This window comes from Streptomyces carminius (assembly GCF_002794255.1).
In the GTDB taxonomy this organism is placed as follows: Bacteria; Actinomycetota; Actinomycetes; order Streptomycetales; family Streptomycetaceae; genus Streptomyces; species Streptomyces carminius.
The window spans coordinates 96,646-113,084 of sequence record NZ_PGGW01000071.1 but is presented as its reverse complement, the minus strand read 5'-3'; the positions used below and the strand labels follow the sequence as shown (position 1 = coordinate 113,084).

The 16,439-nt window shown below is 77.9% G+C and carries 14 protein-coding genes; 11 read left to right on the top strand and 3 right to left on the bottom strand.

What is annotated here, in order from left to right; genetic code table 11:
- The first annotated feature begins 22 nt into the window (after positions 1–22).
- From CUT44_RS31645 to CUT44_RS31635, 3 genes are all read left to right on the top strand, one after another.
- Positions 23–1,504: a nitroreductase family protein gene (locus CUT44_RS31645; RefSeq protein ID WP_146252335.1), complete on the top strand. Its 1,482-nt coding sequence runs from the start codon at positions 23–25 to the stop codon at positions 1,502–1,504.
- Complete coding sequence (locus CUT44_RS31640) at positions 1,501–3,273, top strand: ABC transporter ATP-binding protein/permease (RefSeq protein ID WP_100205439.1); 1,773 nt, start codon at positions 1,501–1,503, stop codon at positions 3,271–3,273. The genes CUT44_RS31645 and CUT44_RS31640 overlap by 4 nt, the downstream gene beginning before the upstream one ends.
- A 584-nt stretch (positions 3,274–3,857) precedes the next feature.
- The gene (locus CUT44_RS31635) at positions 3,858–5,639 is read left to right on the top strand and encodes an ABC transporter ATP-binding protein (protein WP_233221809.1); all 1,782 of its coding nucleotides are present in this window, start codon (positions 3,858–3,860) and stop codon (positions 5,637–5,639) included.
- A 70-nt stretch (positions 5,640–5,709) separates the two neighbouring features.
- Here the strand turns inward: CUT44_RS31635 and CUT44_RS31630 are convergent, their stop codons facing one another.
- Positions 5,710–5,919: a DUF3099 domain-containing protein gene (locus CUT44_RS31630; RefSeq protein ID WP_100205438.1), complete on the bottom strand. Its 210-nt coding sequence runs from the start codon at positions 5,917–5,919 to the stop codon at positions 5,710–5,712.
- A 71-nt stretch (positions 5,920–5,990) separates the two neighbouring features.
- On the opposite strand from CUT44_RS31630, the gene CUT44_RS31625 reads away from it, so the two are divergent.
- From CUT44_RS31625 to CUT44_RS31610, 4 genes are all read left to right on the top strand, one after another.
- Positions 5,991–6,539, top strand: coding sequence for a GNAT family N-acetyltransferase (locus CUT44_RS31625; RefSeq protein WP_100205437.1), 549 nt, complete (start codon positions 5,991–5,993; stop codon positions 6,537–6,539).
- Between the two features lie 64 nt (positions 6,540–6,603).
- Positions 6,604–8,118 (top strand): ABC transporter substrate-binding protein, encoded by a 1,515-nt coding sequence (locus CUT44_RS31620; RefSeq protein ID WP_100205436.1) that lies wholly within the window; start codon positions 6,604–6,606, stop codon positions 8,116–8,118.
- 31 nt (positions 8,119–8,149) lie between these two features.
- Positions 8,150–10,027: an ABC transporter permease subunit gene (locus CUT44_RS31615; RefSeq protein WP_199185919.1), complete on the top strand. Its 1,878-nt coding sequence runs from the start codon at positions 8,150–8,152 to the stop codon at positions 10,025–10,027.
- Positions 10,024–11,334 carry an MDR family MFS transporter gene (locus CUT44_RS31610; RefSeq protein ID WP_199185918.1) on the top strand — a complete coding sequence of 437 codons (1,311 nt, stop codon included), beginning with the start codon at positions 10,024–10,026 and terminating at the stop codon, positions 11,332–11,334. The genes CUT44_RS31615 and CUT44_RS31610 overlap by 4 nt, the downstream gene beginning before the upstream one ends.
- Before the next feature lie 12 nt (positions 11,335–11,346).
- Here CUT44_RS31610 and CUT44_RS31605 read toward each other — a convergent pair whose 3' ends face one another.
- On the bottom strand, positions 11,347–12,105 hold the full coding sequence (locus CUT44_RS31605; protein ID WP_158239699.1) for a GntR family transcriptional regulator: 759 nt from the start codon (positions 12,103–12,105) through the stop codon (positions 11,347–11,349).
- A gap of 107 nt (positions 12,106–12,212) precedes the next feature.
- Here CUT44_RS31605 and CUT44_RS31600 point away from each other — a divergent pair, with 107 nt between their 5' ends.
- The 4 genes from CUT44_RS31600 (at position 12,213) to CUT44_RS31585 (ending at position 15,941) form a co-directional block, all read left to right on the top strand.
- On the top strand, positions 12,213–12,848 hold the full coding sequence (locus CUT44_RS31600) for a hypothetical protein (protein ID WP_233221808.1): 636 nt from the start codon (positions 12,213–12,215) through the stop codon (positions 12,846–12,848).
- 244 nt (positions 12,849–13,092) lie between these two features.
- Positions 13,093–13,833, top strand: coding sequence for a class I SAM-dependent methyltransferase (locus tag CUT44_RS31595; protein ID WP_100205434.1), 741 nt, complete (start codon positions 13,093–13,095; stop codon positions 13,831–13,833).
- Positions 13,834–13,884: 51 nt separating this feature from the next.
- Positions 13,885–14,571: a maleylpyruvate isomerase N-terminal domain-containing protein gene (locus CUT44_RS31590; RefSeq protein WP_100205596.1), complete on the top strand. Its 687-nt coding sequence runs from the start codon at positions 13,885–13,887 to the stop codon at positions 14,569–14,571.
- 92 nt (positions 14,572–14,663) lie between these two features.
- The gene (locus tag CUT44_RS31585; RefSeq protein ID WP_100205433.1) at positions 14,664–15,941 is read left to right on the top strand and encodes an XdhC family protein; all 1,278 of its coding nucleotides are present in this window, start codon (positions 14,664–14,666) and stop codon (positions 15,939–15,941) included.
- Here CUT44_RS31585 and CUT44_RS31580 read toward each other — a convergent pair.
- Positions 15,904–16,404, bottom strand: coding sequence for a hypothetical protein (locus CUT44_RS31580; protein ID WP_100205432.1), 501 nt, complete (start codon positions 16,402–16,404; stop codon positions 15,904–15,906). The genes CUT44_RS31585 and CUT44_RS31580 overlap by 38 nt on opposite strands.
- Positions 16,405–16,439: the final 35 nt, after the last annotated feature.

Sequence of the window (16,439 nt, the reverse complement as noted above, 5' to 3'; positions counted from 1 at the left end):
GACACGACCGGGAACACGGGACATGACGACCTCCAGGACAGCACCCGGGACACCCCCCGGGCCGGCCGCCGCGACGGCGGCCGGGACGGCAACGGGGACAGCGGGGCCGGGCCGCGGCACGGATCCGGCCCGCGCGGTGGTGACCGCCGCCCTGTCCCGGGCCCGCTCGGCCGCCGAACCCGGCCCGGACCGCGCCCCCGGACCCCTCGCCCCCGCCCGACCGGGCCCGGGACTGCCGATCCCCGCGGCCGGCCCCGGCGAACTGCCCCTGGAACCGCTGCTGCGGCTGTCCCTGGCCGCCCAAGGCGCCACCGGCCGGGGCGGCCGGGGCAGACTGCGGCCCCACGCCTCGGCGGGCGGGTGCCACCCGGTGAGCGCCCACCTGCTGATCGGCCCCGGCTGTCCGCTGCCGCCGGGCCGCTATGCCTACGACCCGCTCGCCCACCGCGTCCACGCCCGCGGCCCGGCGCCCGGTGGCGTCCCGGCGGGCGCGGTCGCCGTCCTGACCGTCACCCCCCGGCGGACCGCCGCCCACTACGGGCACCGCGCCTGGCCCCTGCTGCTGCTTGATGCCGGGCACGCCGCGGCGGCGCTGGTGCTGGCGGCCCGCGCCCACGGCGGGACGGTCGGGCACCCGGCCGTCCGCCCGGCCGTCTGCCGGGACGCCGCCGGGCCGCTGCTGGCCGCCGCGGCCGGACTGGACCACCCGGCGGGGGAGGCGGACGAACACCCCCTGGCCGCCGTACGGCTGATGCCCCCGGACCCGTGCCCCGAGCCGTGGTCGCTGGCCCGCTGGGCGGACGGCACCGGCGGCACCCCGTGGCCCGTGGCGGACAGCGGCCGCTGCGCCGGCGGCGCAGCGGCCGACGACACCGGCGTCGTGCTGCGGGCCCTGACCGCCGCCCCGCACCCCGGCGACGGCCGGGAGAACTGGTGGACGCCGCCCCCGGCGCTCCCCGCCCCCGCCGGGCACGACCTGCTCGCCCGCCGCAGCGCGCCCCCGCCCCTGTCCGGCGCGCCGGACCGCGCCCACCTGGCCGCCGTCCTCGCCGCTGCCGCCGCCGCGGGCCCCGGCCTGCGGTGGTACGCGGCCACCGGCGGCCCGCCGGGGACGCCCGGGCCGGGGCTGCTGGCCCCCGGCCCGGCCGCCCCCGGCGGCCTGCGCCGGGTGGCCGCGGGGGAGGCCCGCCCCACCCTCGCCGCCTGGGCCGCCGGGCAGGGCTGGATCGCGGACGCCGGAGCCGTCCTGCTCGCCTGCGGCTGCCCCTCCGGCGCCCCGCCGCACCGGGTGCGCGCCGACCACCTGACCGCCGGACACGCCGTGGGCACCGCGCAGGCCGTCGCCACCCGCCTGGGACTGCGGTCCCGTCCGCTGGGTTCCTGGCAGGGCGCCGACCTCGGCGCGGCGCTGGGGGAACCGCCGGGCCGCGACTGGGTGGTCCACGGTCTCGCCCTGGCGGCACCCGGTACGCCCGGTACGCCCGGCGGGGGTGACCGCCCGTGATGCTGCACCGGGAGCTGCTCACCGCCGCACGCACCGCCCGCGCCCCGCTGGCCGGCGCCACCGCCCTCCTCCTCGCCGTCGCCGCCACCCATCTGGTCCAGGCGCTGCTGCTCGCCCTCGCCCTGTCCGCGATCGCCCGCGGCACGGCCGGCGAGGTGCCCGCGCTGCTGGCGGCCGTGCTGGGCACCGTCGCGGTCCGGGCCCTGCTGGGCTGGTGGCAGCGGCGGGTGGCGGCGGACGCCGGGGCGCTGGTGCGGGTGCGGCTGCGCGACGCGCTGCTGGCGCGTCTGGGGCGGCTGGGCCCGGCCTGGTCGGCGGGTTCCCGGGCGGGCGCGGTCCGGGCCGCGGTGGTGGACGGCGTGGAGGGCGTGGACGCCTATGTCTCGCGCTATCTGCCGCAACTGGCCGCCACCTGTCTGCTGCCGCTGCCGCTGCTGGCGGCGGCCTGGGCCGTCGAGCCGTACGCCCCGCTCGTCCTGGCCCCCGCCCTGGCCCTGGCGCTGCTCGCCCCCCGCTGGTGGGACCGGCTGCTGGCCCGGCGCGGCGGCGAGCACTGGGACACCTACGAGGCCCTGGGCGCCGACTACCTGGAGGCCCTCCAGGGCATGCCCGCGCTGCGCGCGGCCGGTGCCGTCGGCCGCACCCGCGAGCGGCTGGAGGAGCGGTCGGCCGCCCTGCACCGGGCCACGGTCGCCAAGATGCGGGTCTCCCTGGCGGACACCGCCCTGACCGATCTGGCCGTCCAGGGCGGCACGGTCGCCGCCGCCCTGCTGGCCTGCGCCTCGGCCGCCTCCGGACGGGCCACCGCCACCGGGACGTACCTGCTGCTCCTGCTGGCCTCGGAGTGCTTCCGGCCGGTCCGCGACCTGGCCCGGGAGTGGCACGCGGGCTACCTCGGCGTCTCGGCGGCCGACGGCATCGCCGCCCTGCGCCGCGCCGAGCCCGCGGTGCCGGACACCGGGGTGCGCACACCCGCGTGGGCCGGCCGTCCGCAGGACCGCCCGCACGGTGCCCGGCAGGCGCCGCCCGAAATCCGCTTCGAGGACGTGGACCTGACCTACCCCGGCGCGGCCCGGCCCGCCCTGTGCGGGGTGACCTTCACCGCCGAGGCCGGCCGCACCACCGCGATCGTCGGCCCCTCCGGCGCGGGCAAGACCACCCTGCTGGCGCTGCTGCTGCGGCACCGCGACCCGGACGGGGGCCGGATCACCCTGGACGGCGTCCCCACCACCGGGCATCCCCTGGAGGCGCTGCGCCGCGGCATCGCGGTGGTCTCCCAGGAGACGTACCTGTTCCCGGCGAGCATCGCCGAGAACCTGCGGCTGGCCCGTCCGGAGGCGGACGAGGCGGAGCTGGAGCGGGCCGCGCGGGCCGCGGGGATCCACGACGAGATCGCCGCGCTGCCCGACGGGTACGCCACCGTCCTCGGCGAGCGCGGCGCCACCCTCTCCGGCGGCCAGCGGCAGCGCCTGGCGCTGGCCCGGGCCCTGCTGGCCGACGCGCCCGTCCTCGTCCTGGACGAGGCGACCAGCGCCGTCGACGAGCGGCGCGAGGCCGCCATCACGGCCGAACTGCTGCACGCCGCCCGCGGCCGCACCCGGCTGGTGGTCGCCCACCGGCTGCGGACGGTGCGGGACGCGGACCGCATCGTCGTCCTCGACGGCGGCCGGGTCGAGTCGGTCGGCGACCACCGCGGGCTGCTGGACCGGGGCGGGGTGTACGCGGATCTGGTCGCGGCCGGGGAGACGGACCGGGGGCGCGCGGCATGACCCGCGCCACGGCCGCCGTCACCGGCGCCTCGCGCGCCGCAGCCGGGTCCGCCGCCCGGGAGACCGCGGCCCGGGAGACCGCGGCCCGCCGGCCGGTGCCCGGCTCCGCGTACGCCGTGCCCGGCCGGCCGGGCACGCTACCGGTCCGGCGCGCCGGAGGCCGGCGGTTCCCGGTGTCCGTCGGCGGCCTCGGCGGTCCCCGACGGCCGCCGTGCCGCAGTGGGTACGGTGACCGCCGCCGCCCGCGGCTCCGCGGCGGCGCGCACCGCGTCCCGGCGGTGGACACCGCACCGGGGGGCCGGCGGTTCCCGGAGCCGTCGGCGGTCTCCACAGCCTCCGCCGACAGCCGTGCGCCCGTTCCCGGACGTCCGGCAGGGGCGGGCAGGACCGTCGGCGGCACCACAGCGGACACGGTGACCGCCGTGCCGGAGACCGGCGGGGCGGCCGTGGTGAGGCCCGGAGGCCGACCACTCCGGGCCCTCGCACCGGCCGACACCGGCCCGCACCGGCCGGTGCGCCGGCGGGCCGTGAGCCTCCCGAATCCCGTGGCAAGACCCGATACCCGCAGAGAGAAGGGCCCACCAGTGACCGCGACCGCACCGGCGGGGCACCCCCTGGCGTCCCCCGCCCCGTCCGTGCCGCCCGGCGCGCTGCGCGCCCTGCTGCCCGCGCTGGCCGGGCACCGGGCCATGATGGCCCGCACCTGCGCCGCCGCCCTGACCGAGCAGGCGTCCCTGGTCGCCCTGGTGGCGCTGGCCGCGCACACCGCCGGCGCCGCCGTGCTGCGGGGCGCCGCCCCCGCACCCGGCACCGTCGCGGCGCTGATCGCACTGGTGCTGGTGCGGGCGGTGACCACCTGGCGCGAGATGGACCTCTCCCACGACCTGGCCTACCGCGTGCTGGCCGCACTGCGGATACGGGTCTTCGACGGCCTGGCCCGCAGCGCGCCCGCCCGGATCGCCGGGCGGCGCAGCGGCGACCTGGCGGCCACGGCCATGGCGGACGTGGAGGCGCTGGAGTTCCTCTATGCCCACACCACCGCCACCCTGCTGGCCTCCGGCACGGTGTTCACCGCCGGGGCGGCGGTGTGTGCCGCCGCGGAGCCGTGGACGGCGGCGGTCACCGTGCCCGCGGCGGTGCTGCTGACGGCCCTGCCCCTGCTGGACGCCCGGATCCGGGCCGAGCGCGGGGCCCGCACCCGGGAGCGGGCGGCACGGCTGTCGGCGGAGGCCGTGGAGACCGTCGACGGGCTCCGGGAACTGCTGGCCTTCGGCGCGCTGGACCGGTACCGCGCCCGGCTGGCCGACCGGGGCCGGGAACTGGGCGCCGCCCAGCGGGCCGAGGTCTCCTGGGAGGCGGGCACGGCGGCGGTGCGCGAGGCGCTGGTGACGGCGGCCGTGGCGGGGACGGTGGCGGTGGCGGCCTGGTCCGTCGCCGCCGGACGGCTGCCGGGGGAGTGGGCCCCGGCGGCGGTGGCCCTGGCGCTGGGCATCCTCGGTCCGGTCGCCGAGTCCTCCGCCGCGCTGGGCCGGGCGGCCGGTCTGCGGGCGGCGGCGGCCCGGGTGGGTGCGGCTGCCGGGGCCCCGGCGCTCGCCCCGCCGCCGCGCGAGCCCCGCCCCGTACCGGACGGTCCGCTGGGCGTGCGGCTGCTCGGGGTGCGCTTCGACTACGGCGGCGCCCCCGTCCTGGACGGCCTCGACCTGACCGTGCCCGCCGGGCGGACGGTCGCCCTGGTGGGTGCCTCGGGCGCGGGCAAGTCCACCTGTGCCCAACTGCTGGCCCGCTTCTGGGACCCGGGCCGCGGTGCGGTCGAGCTGCTGCCGCGCACCGGGCCGCCGCTGGATCTCCGCGAGATCTCCGACGCCGAACTGCGCCGCACCGTCGCCGTCGTCGGCCAGGACGCGCCGCTGTTCCACGGCACGCTCGCCGACAACCTCCGGCTGGCCGCGCCCGGGGCCGGGGACGAGGAGCTGTACGCGGCCGCCCGCGCCTGCGGTGTCGACCGGATCGCCGCCGCGCTGCCCGACGGGTACGCCACCGTCCTCGGCGAGCGCGGCACCGGCCTCTCCGGCGGCCAGCGCGCCCGGGTGGCGCTGGCCCGCGCCCTGCTGGCCCGGCCCCGGGTGCTGGTCCTGGACGAGACCACCGCCCAGCTCGACACCGCCGCCGACGCCGAACTGGCCGCCGCTCTGGCCGGGGACGCCGCGCGCCGCGCCACCCTGGTGATCGCCCACCGCGCCGCCACGGTCCGCCGCGCCGACCGGATCGCCGTCCTGGCGGGGGGCCGGATCGCGGCGGAGGGCACCTGGGCGGAGCTCACCGCCTCCGGCGCGCTCTCCCGCGTGCTGCCCGAGGTGCGGGACTGATTTCGCGGCGGGACCCCGCCGCGAAATCAGTCCCGCTCCCGGGGACGGGGCCCGCACCCGGGAGCGCGGGTCAGCCCGGCGGCCCCTCGCCCCACCAGCGGCCGTCCGGCCCGCGGCGGTTGGCGACGACCGCCGCGACGGGCGGGATGGCCGCGGCGACCACGCACATGGCGATCGCCAGCGGCACCGACCACAGCCGTACGAAGGCCCAGGCGCCGACGAACAGCAGCAGGCACAGGGTCATCAGGGCGAAGTAGCGGCGGCGCCGGCGTGCGTACACAGCTCCAGCGTAGGACCGGCCCGGCGGGAGCGGGTGCCGGCCGTGCGCCCCTTGTTGCATATGATGTGCAAGTGCATGACTATCGCATCAGAACGGCGACCGAGGCGGACCTCGACGGGGCGCGGGCGGTGATGCTCGACGCCGTGTACCGGGACTTCGGCACCGGATACGTGCCACGCTGGCACGCCGACATCGTCGATCCCGGCGCCTTCTACCTCGCCCCGCCCCGGCACACCCTGCTGGTCGCGGCCGACGGGACGGGCGGGACGGTCGTCGCCACGGCCGCCCTGGACGCCCGCGGCCCCGCCCATCCGCCGAACCCGCGATGGCTGGCCGAACGCTACCCGTCCGGGGAGACCGCCCAGTTGCGGCGGGTGTGCGTGCGCCCGGAGCACCGGCGGCGCGGACTGGCCCGGCGACTGGTGGGCGAACTGCTGGAGTTCGCCCGGGCGGACGGCGGCTACCGCTCGGTCTACCTGCACACCCATCCGCACTCGCCCGGGGCGATGGACCTGTGGCGGTCCCTGGGCAAGGTCGTCTGTGACGAGCGGGACGGCCGGCGTGAGGAGGTGTCCGGCGGCGGGAGTGGGGCCGTGCACTTCGAGATCCCTCTTGCGTGAATGAAAACCATTTTCATATAATCTGTGGTCAACAACCTGCCCCGAAAGGCAAGAACCCAAGACCATGAGATCTCTCCGCCGTCGGTCGGCCGCCGGCCTGCTGCTCCTCCCACTGCTCTCCGGCTGCTTCGCCTCCGGCGGCGACCCGGGCTCCTCGGACTCCTCCGGCTCCGACGGCTCCGGGGACGGCAAGCGGCTGCGGGTGGCGCTCGCCTTCCCGCCGACGCAGAACCTCTCCCCCCACGGCCAGGACGCCCTGCTCCTGTCCCGCCTCGGCGTCGCCGAGGGGCTGACCCGGCTGGACGCCAACGGCGCCGCGGCGCCCGCGCTCGCCGAGTCCTGGAGCAGCGAGAAGGGCGGCCGCGACTGGCTGTTCACCCTGCGGGACGCGCGGTTCCACGACGGCGCCGAGGTCACCCCGGAAGCCGTCGCCGGCGCCCTCACCCGCGCGGCCCGGGCCACCCCGCCCCCCGCCGCACTGACCGGTGTGGAGCTGACCGCCGAGGCGGTGGGCGAGGACCGGGTACGGGTGAGCACCGCCGGGGCCGACCCGGTCCTGCCGCTGCGGCTGTCCAACCCCTCCCTGTCGGTGTTCTCCCCGAAGGCGTACGGGGAGAAGGGCGCCGTGGACCCGGCGGGCACCGCCACCGGCCCCTTTGAGCTCACCGAGGTCACCGGCGACACGGCGGTCCGCCTGGACCGCTTCGACGACCACTGGGGCGGCCGGGCCCAGGCCTCCGGCATCGACGCGAGGTTCGTCGCCGACGGCACCGCCCGGGCCAACGCCCTGCGCACCGGCGAGGTGGACATCGCCGAGTCCCTGCCCGTCGCCCAGCTCGCCTCCCTCGACGCGGACACCGTCCGCGCCAACGCCACCGCCCGCAACACCGCCCTGCACCTCAACACCTCCTCCGGCCCCTTCGCCGATCCGAGGCTGCGGGCCGCCGCCCGGGAGGCGGTCGACACCTCCGCCCTCGCGAAGGGCGTGTACGAGGGCCGCGCCGAGCCCGGCCGGGGCGTCTACGGCCCCGCGCTGACCTGGGCCGCCGGAAAGCGGACCGAACCGGCGGGCCGGGCGGAGGCCGCCGACCCCGACGGCACGCGCATCACCCTGGCCACCTACGACAACCGCCCCGAACTGCCCGAGACCGCCCAGGTGCTGCAGCAGCAGCTTCAGAAGGCCGGCTTCGAGGTGGAGCTGGAGGTGCGCGACTACTCCCGGCTGGAGGCCGACGCGCTGGCCGGGAAGTTCGACGCGGTCGTGCTCTCCCGCAACACGATGCTCGACACCGGCGACCCCGTCGCCGTCCTCGCCGCCGACTTCACCTGCGAGGGCGGCTACAACCTCGCGCGGCTGTGCGACGAGAAGGTCGACGCGGCCGTCGCCCGGGCCCAGGCCACCGCCGACCCCGACCGTCGCCGGGACGCGGCCATGGCGGCGGAGACCGCCGTCCTCGGCACCGACGCGGTGGTGCCGCTGGTGCACCTGGAGGTCGTGGCGGGAGTCGCCACCCCGGTGCGGGGCGTACTGCTCGACCCGTACGAGCGCACCCTCGTCGGCACGGGGACCCGGCGCTGAACCGCGCGCCCGACGCCCCGTGGAAGGCGCCGTGAAGGACTCCCCGAGAGGCACCGCGGCCGGTGCCGCCGCCCTGCTGTGGCGCACCGCGCTCGCCGCCGTCCTGGTGTGCGGCATCGGCCTGCTGCCGTGGCTGTCGCGCACCGACCCGGCGCTGACCGTCCTCAAGGCCCGGTCGGCCGAACGCGACCCGGCGCCGAAGGTGCTGGCCGCGGTCCGGGCCGAACTCGGCCTCGACGACGGTCCGCCGCGGCTGCTCGGCCGCTGGCTCGGCGGGCTGCTGCGCGGCGACGCGGGACGCTCCTGGGTCTCCGGCACCGAGGTGCTGCCCGCCGTCCTCCAGGCCCTCGGCGTCTCGCTGCTGCTGATGGCCGGGGCGCTGGCGGTCGCCGGCTGCACGGCGGGCGCGGTGTGCGCCCGCACCCTGTGGCTCGGCTCCCGGCGGCGGATCGCCGGACGCGGCACCGGCGGCAGCGCGGCGGCGGTGCTCGCCGCGCTGCCCGAGTTCCTCCTCGCCGCCGTGCTGGCCGCCGTGGTCGGCGTACGGCTCGGCTGGCTGCCCGCGCTGGGCTGGTACGGGCCGAAGTGGACGGTGCTGCCCGCCCTCGCGCTCGGCCTGCCCGCCGGAGCGGTTCTGGGGCGGCTGCTCGGCGACCAACTGCCCGGCACCTTCGCCGAGCCCTGGGCGAGGGCCGCCGCCGCCCGGGGCCTGCCGCCGCGTCGCGCCGCCCGGTACGCGCTGCGCCGCTGCCTGCCCGGACTGCTGCCCAACCTGGGGCTGTTCGCGGTCGGCCTGACCGGCGGCGCCGTCGCCGTGGAGCAGGTCTTCGACATCCCCGGCCTGGGCCGGCTGACCCTGCGCGCCGCCCTCGCCCAGGACCTGCCCGTCCTGCAGACCGGCATCCTCGCCCTCGTGGCGCTCGCGGCCCTCGCCGGAGCACTGGCCGGTCTCGCCGCCCGCCGACTGCTGGGCCCCGCGCTGCGCGACGGCGCGCTGACCTCCCCGCACCGGCCCGAACCGCCCCCCGCCCGGGCACTGCCGCTGCTGTACGGCGCACTCCTGACCGGCACCGTCTGCCTCGGCCTGCCGCGCGACCCGCTCGCCGTGGACACCGCCGCCCGGCTCCGCCCGCCGTCCGCCGCGCACCCGCTGGGCACCGACGCGCTCGGCCGCGACCTGCTGGCCCGGATCGCGCACGGCGCGCTGGACACCCTCGCGCTCGCCCTCGCGGTGAGCGCGGCTGCCCTGATCGCCGGGGTGCTGCTGGGGCTGCTGCCGAGGCTGTCCGCGCCGCTGGTCGACACCGTCAACGCCGTACCGCCCGTCCTGGCCGGGCTGCTGGTGGCCGGGGTGGCGGGCGGCGGACCGTGGACACCGGCGCTCGCGGTGGCCGCCGTCGCCTGGTCCCCGCTGGCCGCCCACACCTCCGCCCTGCTGCGGCAGGAGCGCGCCACCACCCATCTGGCCGCCGCCCGCGCCCTGGGCGCCGGGCGGCGGCACCTGCTGCGCCGCCACCTGCTGCCCGCCGTCCTGCCGCCCGTACTCCGGCACGCCCTGCTGCGGGTGCCCGGCATCGCCCTGGCCCTGGCCGCCCTGGGCTTCCTCGGCCTGGGCGCCCAGCCGCCGTCACCCGAGTGGGGCCTGCTGCTGGCGGAGAACCTGCCCTACGCCGAACGCGCCCCCTGGGCGGTACTGGCACCCGCCGCGGTGCTCGCCCTGCTGGGGGCGCTGGCGGTGACCGCGGCGGACGGGGTGCGGCTGCCGCGTCCGCCCCGCCTGCCGCGGCGGGCCCGGCGCGCCGGACACCCGCCCGCCCGGCCCCCGTTCCCGTCCGTACCGCCGCAGGCCGGGCCGCCCGCCGCGGCCCGGGAGCCCGTGCCCGCCACCGTCCGCGAGGACCCACCGTGACCGACCGGACCTCCCGACCCGCCGCGTCCTCCCCGGACCGGGCCCGCCCCCGGTCCCCGCGCCTCCGGCGCGAACGGATCTGGCCGACCCTCTCCCCGTTGCTGCGGCTGCTGATCCTCACCCAACTCGCCTTCAACGTCGGCTTCTTCGCCGTGCTGCCGTTCCTCGCCGAGCACCTCGGCGGCGCGCTGGGCATGGCGGGCTGGCTGGTCGGGCTCGTGCTGGGACTGCGCACCTTCAGCCAGCAGGGACTGTTCGTGGTCGGCGGCGCGCTCACCGACCGCCACGGGGTGCGCCCGGTGGTGCTGACCGGCTGCGCGCTGCGGATCGCCGGGTTCGGCTGGCTGGGGTACGCGGAGCGGACCTGGTCCGTGCTCGGCGCGGTACTGCTGATCGGTTTCGCCGCCGCGCTGTTCTCCCCGGCCGTGGAGTCCGAGACGGCCCGGCAGGCGGTGCACTGGGAACGGGCGGGCCACGGCCCCCGCACCCGCGTCCTGGCCCTGTTCACCGTGGCGGGCCAGGCCGGGGCGTTCACCGGACCGCTGCTGGGCGCCCTGCTGCTGGCCGTGGACTTCCGCACCGCCTGCCTCGCCGGTGCCGGGGTCTTCGTCCTCGTCCTGGCCGGCCACCTGCGGCTGCTGCCGCGGCACATCCCCGGCCGCACCCGGGCACCGGTGCGGGGCGGCGCGGGCGCGGTGCTGCGCAACCGCCGCTTCCTGGCGCTGTGCGGGGCGTACGGCGCCTACCTGCTCTCCTACAACCAGCTCTATCTGGCGCTCCCGGCGGAGGTGGAGCGCGCGACGGGCTCCCAGGCGCCGCTGGCCTGGCTGTTCGCGCTCTCCTCGCTGCTGGTCGTCCTCGCCCAGTTGCCGGTCACCCACTGGGCGGCGGAGCGGCTGGACCCGCGCCGCTGCCTGGCCGCCGGGCTGCTGCTCGTCGCCGCCGGGTTCGCGGTGGTGGCCGCCGCCCGCCCGGCCGGGTGGACGGGCGCCGGGGGGCTGGTGCCCGCGGCCGGGTTCGTCGTGCTGCTCACCCTGGGCCAGATGCTGGTCGTCCCGGCCGCCCGCGCCTGGGTGCCCGACCTCGCCGAGGACGGCCGCCTCGGTCTCTACACCGGGGCCCTCTCCTCCCTCTCCGGCCTGCTGGTCCTCCTCGGCAGCTCGGCCACCGGCGCCCTGCTGGACGGCGGGCTGCCCCCGGCCGTGCCCTGGCTGATCCTCGCCGCCGTCCCGCTCCTGGCCCTGTGCGCCCTGCCCCGCCGCCCGGAGCACCCCGGCGGCGGGCCGGGCACGGCGGCTGCCCGCTGAGGGCCGCGCCGGTCAGGCGGGGCTTCCGCCGAGCGGAAGGCGGTCGTAGACCAGCTCGATGCGGTCCGCCGGGGCGATCACCCGCAGCACCTCCAGAGGTGTGCCGTCCACCGCCCGGGTCAGGCGCTGGACCCGGAGGACGGGGACAGCCGTCCCGATCTGGAGCTGCCGTGCCTCGTCGGCGGTCGGCAGGCCCGAGGTGACGCGCTCGTCCGCCTCGGCGGGTGCCAGGCCGGCGCCGGTGAGGGCGCCGAACACACCGCCTACGACCTTCCCGCCCTCGCCGAAACCCGTCCGGTCGGCCAGTTCCGCCGGGTACCAGGCCCGCTGCACCTGGACGGTCTCCTGGCCGACCAGCGCGTGCCGCCGCCGCTGGACCAGCTCGCTGCCCGGCGCCACCTCCAGGAGGGCGGCGAGATCGTCGGGTGCGCTCATCCGCTGGACGTCCATCAGGCGCATCTCGCCGTCGAAACCCTGCTGGGCGCAGGCCGTCTCCCAGGGACCGCGCGTCCCGCCCGGCCGCAGGACGCTTCCGTAGCGGCTGAGGGGCACCCGGACCGGCCGTCTGTCGCGCACGAGCGTGCCCAGTTTCCGGCGGACGACCACCAGGCCCTGGTTCGCCAGTTCGGCGAGGGCCGCCCGCACGGTCTGCCGGGCCATGCCGTACTCGTCCATGAGGTCGGTGATGGGCGGCAGGGTCGTCCCCGGCGGGAACTCGCCCTCCTCGATGCGTCGCCGCAGGTCGTCTGCGAGATCACGGTAACCGCGCACACCAACCTCCTTACCTTTCGAACGAGTTTCCCCCAAGGCTAGCCCTTGCTCCCGAAAGGGCTAGCCTTGAATATTTCCTCAAAGCTAGCCCTTTGAGTGGAGGTCCCATGACGACGAACCCGCCCGGCGAGGACGGGAGCGGACGGCTCACCCAGGACGCCCGTCCGGGCACGGTCCCCTACATCGCCGCCTGGAGCCGGGAGCGGACGTACCGGCCCGCCGTGGCGCGGCGGGCGGTCGGAGGCGTTGAGGGCGTCGGGTATCTGGACGAGACCCCGTACGACCGGGACGGGCATGGAGTGCTGTGGGTGCGTCAGGCTCTCGCCCGGGGCAGCGGCAGGCCGCAGTTCCAGAACGTGCACGTGCTGCGGCAGCGGCGGGCGGTGCGGCGCATGCTCTGCCAGGTGTGCGGCGGGCCGTGGCTGTTCGTGCTGCGGGACGTGGGCCGCCCGGTGGAGGAGGGCGAGCGGACCACCGCGCCGCCGGTGTGCGTACCGTGTGCCCGCGTCTCGGTGCGGCAGTGCCCGCGCCTGCGGGAGGGGTATGCCGCCACGCTGGTGGGTCGGCCGTCTCCCTGGGGTGTCGCCGGGATCGTCCACCACCCGGCCACGCTGGAACCCGTCGGCGGCTCCCTGCACGAGGTGGCCCACGAGGACCCCGCGATCCGCTGGGTCACCGCCCACCGACTGGTCCTGGAACTGCGCGAGTGCGCCCCCGTGGACCTCGGCCACCTCACCACCTGACCGGACCGTCCCGCCGTCCCGCCGCCCCGCGGGCCCGGAAAACCCGGATCGGAGCGGCCGGGAAAGCCCCCGTGACGGCCCTCGGCAGGGGTGCGGGCGGCACTTCGCGCCCGTCCGTGAGGGCGGGCCTTCCCGTATCCGTCCCGGACCGCGATACGGCCGAACGAGCTGTCTCAGCAAAGCGCCTGACCAGGCATCGGAAGGCGGTCCGGCCTACGATCCCGGGCGGGGAAAGGGGGCCCGGATGGACCGGAGCATCCGCACTGTGGAGGACGTGTTCAGGCTGCTGGACGGCCTGTTCGTGCCGGACGCCGACCGCTGGACGGACGGCGCGGCCGGCTGGTGGGACGGCTTCTACGCGGACCGCACCAGGCCGGTGCCGTTCTTCGCGGCGAAGCCGGACGAGAACCTGGTCTCGTACCTCGAGCGCGGACTGGTCACCCCGGGGCGCGCCCTCGATCTGGGCTGCGGCCCGGGGCGCAACGCGCTCCACCTCGCCGCGGCGGGTTTCGAGGTGGACGCCGTGGACCTCTCCCCGGCGGCGATCGACTGGGCCCGGGACCGCGCCCGGGAGGCGGGCGCCGAGATCGGGTTCCGGTGCGGCGACGCCTTCGCCCCCGCCGGGACCGGGCCGCGCGGCCCGTACGACCTGGTCCACGACTCCGGCTGCTTCCACCATCTGCCGCCGCACCGCCGCGTGAGCCATCTGGCCCTCCTGGACCGGGTCCTCGCTCCCGGCGGGCACTTCTCCCTCACCTGCTTCGCGGCCGGGGCGATGGGCTCCGAGCTCGACGACGCCGACTTCTACCGGCAGTCCCGGCTCCACGGCGGCCTCGCCTACGCCCCCGACGACCTGCGCCGGATCTTCTCGGGCCTGGAGGTGGTGGAGCTGCGCCGCATGCGCGACGAGCCGCCGCGGTCGCCGCGCTTCGGCGAGCCCTTCCTGTGGACGGCCCTCTTCCGCCGCCCCGTGAGCCCGTCGTGACCCGTCACCGGCGGGGTGTTCCGGCGCCCGTCGCCGGGCACCCTCGAGGACATGCCGCACGAGGAGACTCCGCCGCCCCCGCCCGCCGACGTGCTGCGCGCGTCCTACCGCGCCTTCGGCGCCGTCGTCGCGCGCGTCGACGAGGAGCGGTCGTGGCTGCCGACCGGCTGCACCGGCTGGGCGGTGCGCGATCTGGTCCTCCACTGTCTGGGGGACGCCCGGCGCGGACTGGTGGCGCTCCACACCCCCGCCGGCCGGGAGCCGGACCGCGACGCGGTCACCTACTGGGAGCTGTGGCGGCCGGGGGCGGCGGGCGGTTCCGCCGGCCGGGCGGTCCCGCGGGTGATCGCCGGACTGTTCGCGGAGTTCGCGGAGCTCCGCGACCTGTACCTGGAGACTTCCGCCGCGGTCCTGCACGCCGCCGACCGCGCGGACACCGGAGAACCAGTGGCCACCCAGGGCCATGTGCTCACCGCGGGCGACCTCGTGCGCACCCTCGCCGTCGAGGCCACGGTCCACCATCTGGACCTGATCGTCTCGCTCCCCGGTGCTCCGGGGCCGTCCGGGGAGGGGCTCGGGGAAGTGCGCCGCACCCTCGACGGGCTCCTCGGCCGCCCGGTGCCGCTGGGCTGGGACGACGCCCACTACGCGCGCGCCGCCACCGGACGCGCGCCCCTGACGGAGACCGAACGGGAACGGCTCGGGGCGGACGCCGGCCGTTTTCCGCTGTTCGGCTAGCGCCGCCGGCAACGGTGGCGTGAACCCGGTCTTTTCACACGGCGGCTCGTGGTGGTGTCCTTCTCCCACCACGAGCCGAGGAGGCACGCCCCATGCTCGACCTGGCCGCCGAACTGCACCGGTGGTGCGAGCAGGGCCGCGACTTCGCCGTCGCCACGGTGGTGGCGGTCGGCGGGAGCGCGCCCCGGCAGCCGGGCGCCGCGCTCGCCGTCGACTCCGGCGGCGCCGCCCTCGGCAGCGTCTCCGGGGGCTGTGTCGAGGGCGCCGTCTACGAGTTGTGCCGTACGGCGCTGGAGACCGGACGGCCGGCCACCGAGCGCTTCGGGTACGCGGACCCGGCGCCGGATCCGGAAGCGCCGCCCGGCCCGGTGGACGGCGATCCCTTCGCGGTGGGACTGACCTGCGGCGGGACCATCGGGGTGCTGGCCGTCCCGGTCACCGTGCGCTTCGGCCGCGGCGCGGACCGCGCCACCGTGGCCGAAGCGCTGGCCACCGCTGCCTCGGGCGGCACGGCGGCGCTGGTCCGGGTGGTGGCCGGACCGGGAGAGTCGCCGGGTGAGTTGCTGGGCCGCCCGCTGCTGGTGCGTCCCGACGGCACCGTCTCGGGCGGCCTCGGCGGCGGGGCGGAGCTGGACCGCGCCGCGGCGGCCGAGGCGCGCGCCCTGCTGGCGGCCGGCCGTACCGCGGCGGTGGAGGTGGGCACGGGGGCGGCAGGTGGTCGCTGCGGGCGGCCGGTCACCGTGCTGGTGGAGTCCAGCGCGCCGCCGCCGCGCCTGCTGGTCTACGGCGCGGTCGACTTCGCCGCCGCGCTGGTGCGGATGGGCCGGTTCCTGGGCTACCGGGTCACCGTCTGCGACGCCCGCCCCGTCTTCGCCACCCCGGCCCGCTTCCCGGAGGCGGACGAGGTCGTCGCCGACTGGCCGCACCGCCATCTGGCCGCCCAGGCGCCGGACGCCCGCACCGCGGTCTGCGTCCTCACCCACGACCCGAAGTTCGACGTGCCGCTGCTGGAGCTCGCCCTGCGGCGGCCCGCCGCCTACATCGGCGCCATGGGCTCGCGCCGCACCCACGCCGACCGGCTGGCGCGGCTGCGCCGGGCGGGGCTGACCGAGGGGGAACTGGCCCGGCTGCGCTCCCCGATCGGCCTGGACCTGGGCGCCCGTACCCCCGAGGAGACGGCGGTGTCCATCGCCGCCGAACTCGTCGCCGCCCGGCACGGCGGCTCCGGCGCCCCGCTCACCGGCGGCGCGCTTCCCATCCACCACGATTCCGTGCCCCGGGGCGGCGCGGGCCCGCGGCCCGTGCGCTCCGCACGGGCCGCGGGCGGCGGGGCTACCCCGCCTGCTCCTGCTTCTGCTTCTGCTCCCTGAGCATGTCGGCCCAGCCGCGCTGGGCCATCGTCTGGAAGACCCACCCGCCCTCCTGGCGGACCAGGATGTCGGCGTAGTTCATCCGGTGCTCCTCGCCCCCGGCCCGCATCACCGACGAGGAGAACACCACGGCCATGGACGGGGAGAGGAAGAACGGGGTGCGGACCGACTCGAAGCTCAGGTCGCCGCCCGCCTCGCCGCCCAGCACGGCGTTCATCGTGCGGACGTACTGCTCCCGGTCCCACTGGCCGGTCCAGGGCTCGCCGTCCGAGCCGTCGGTGACCAGGTTGAGCGGGAAGACGGCCATGTCGGCCATGCGCTCGACGTTCTCCGGCGTGGGGTCGGAGCTGCGGGCGTCGTAGGTCTCGAACCACTCCCGCAGACCGCGCAGGTCCTCCTCGGTGGGCGTGTAACCGGTGAGGGCGGCGGCGGTCTCGATGTTCCGGAACAAGGGCTCTCCCATTCGTCAAATTTGACTAGTGAGGTCGAAGGTAACTC

Coding starts and splice junctions, on each gene's coding strand:
- CUT44_RS31645 (WP_146252335.1), top strand. CDS start 23: ATGACGACCTCCAGGACAGCACCCGGGACACCCCCCGGGCCGGCCGCC.
- CUT44_RS31620 (WP_100205436.1), top strand. CDS start 6,604: ATGAGATCTCTCCGCCGTCGGTCGGCCGCCGGCCTGCTGCTCCTCCCA.
- CUT44_RS31600 (WP_233221808.1), top strand. CDS start 12,213: ATGACGACGAACCCGCCCGGCGAGGACGGGAGCGGACGGCTCACCCAG.
- CUT44_RS31595 (WP_100205434.1), top strand. CDS start 13,093: ATGGACCGGAGCATCCGCACTGTGGAGGACGTGTTCAGGCTGCTGGAC.
- CUT44_RS31590 (WP_100205596.1), top strand. CDS start 13,885: ATGCCGCACGAGGAGACTCCGCCGCCCCCGCCCGCCGACGTGCTGCGC.
- CUT44_RS31585 (WP_100205433.1), top strand. CDS start 14,664: ATGCTCGACCTGGCCGCCGAACTGCACCGGTGGTGCGAGCAGGGCCGC.
- CUT44_RS31580 (WP_100205432.1), bottom strand. CDS start 16,404: ATGGGAGAGCCCTTGTTCCGGAACATCGAGACCGCCGCCGCCCTCACC.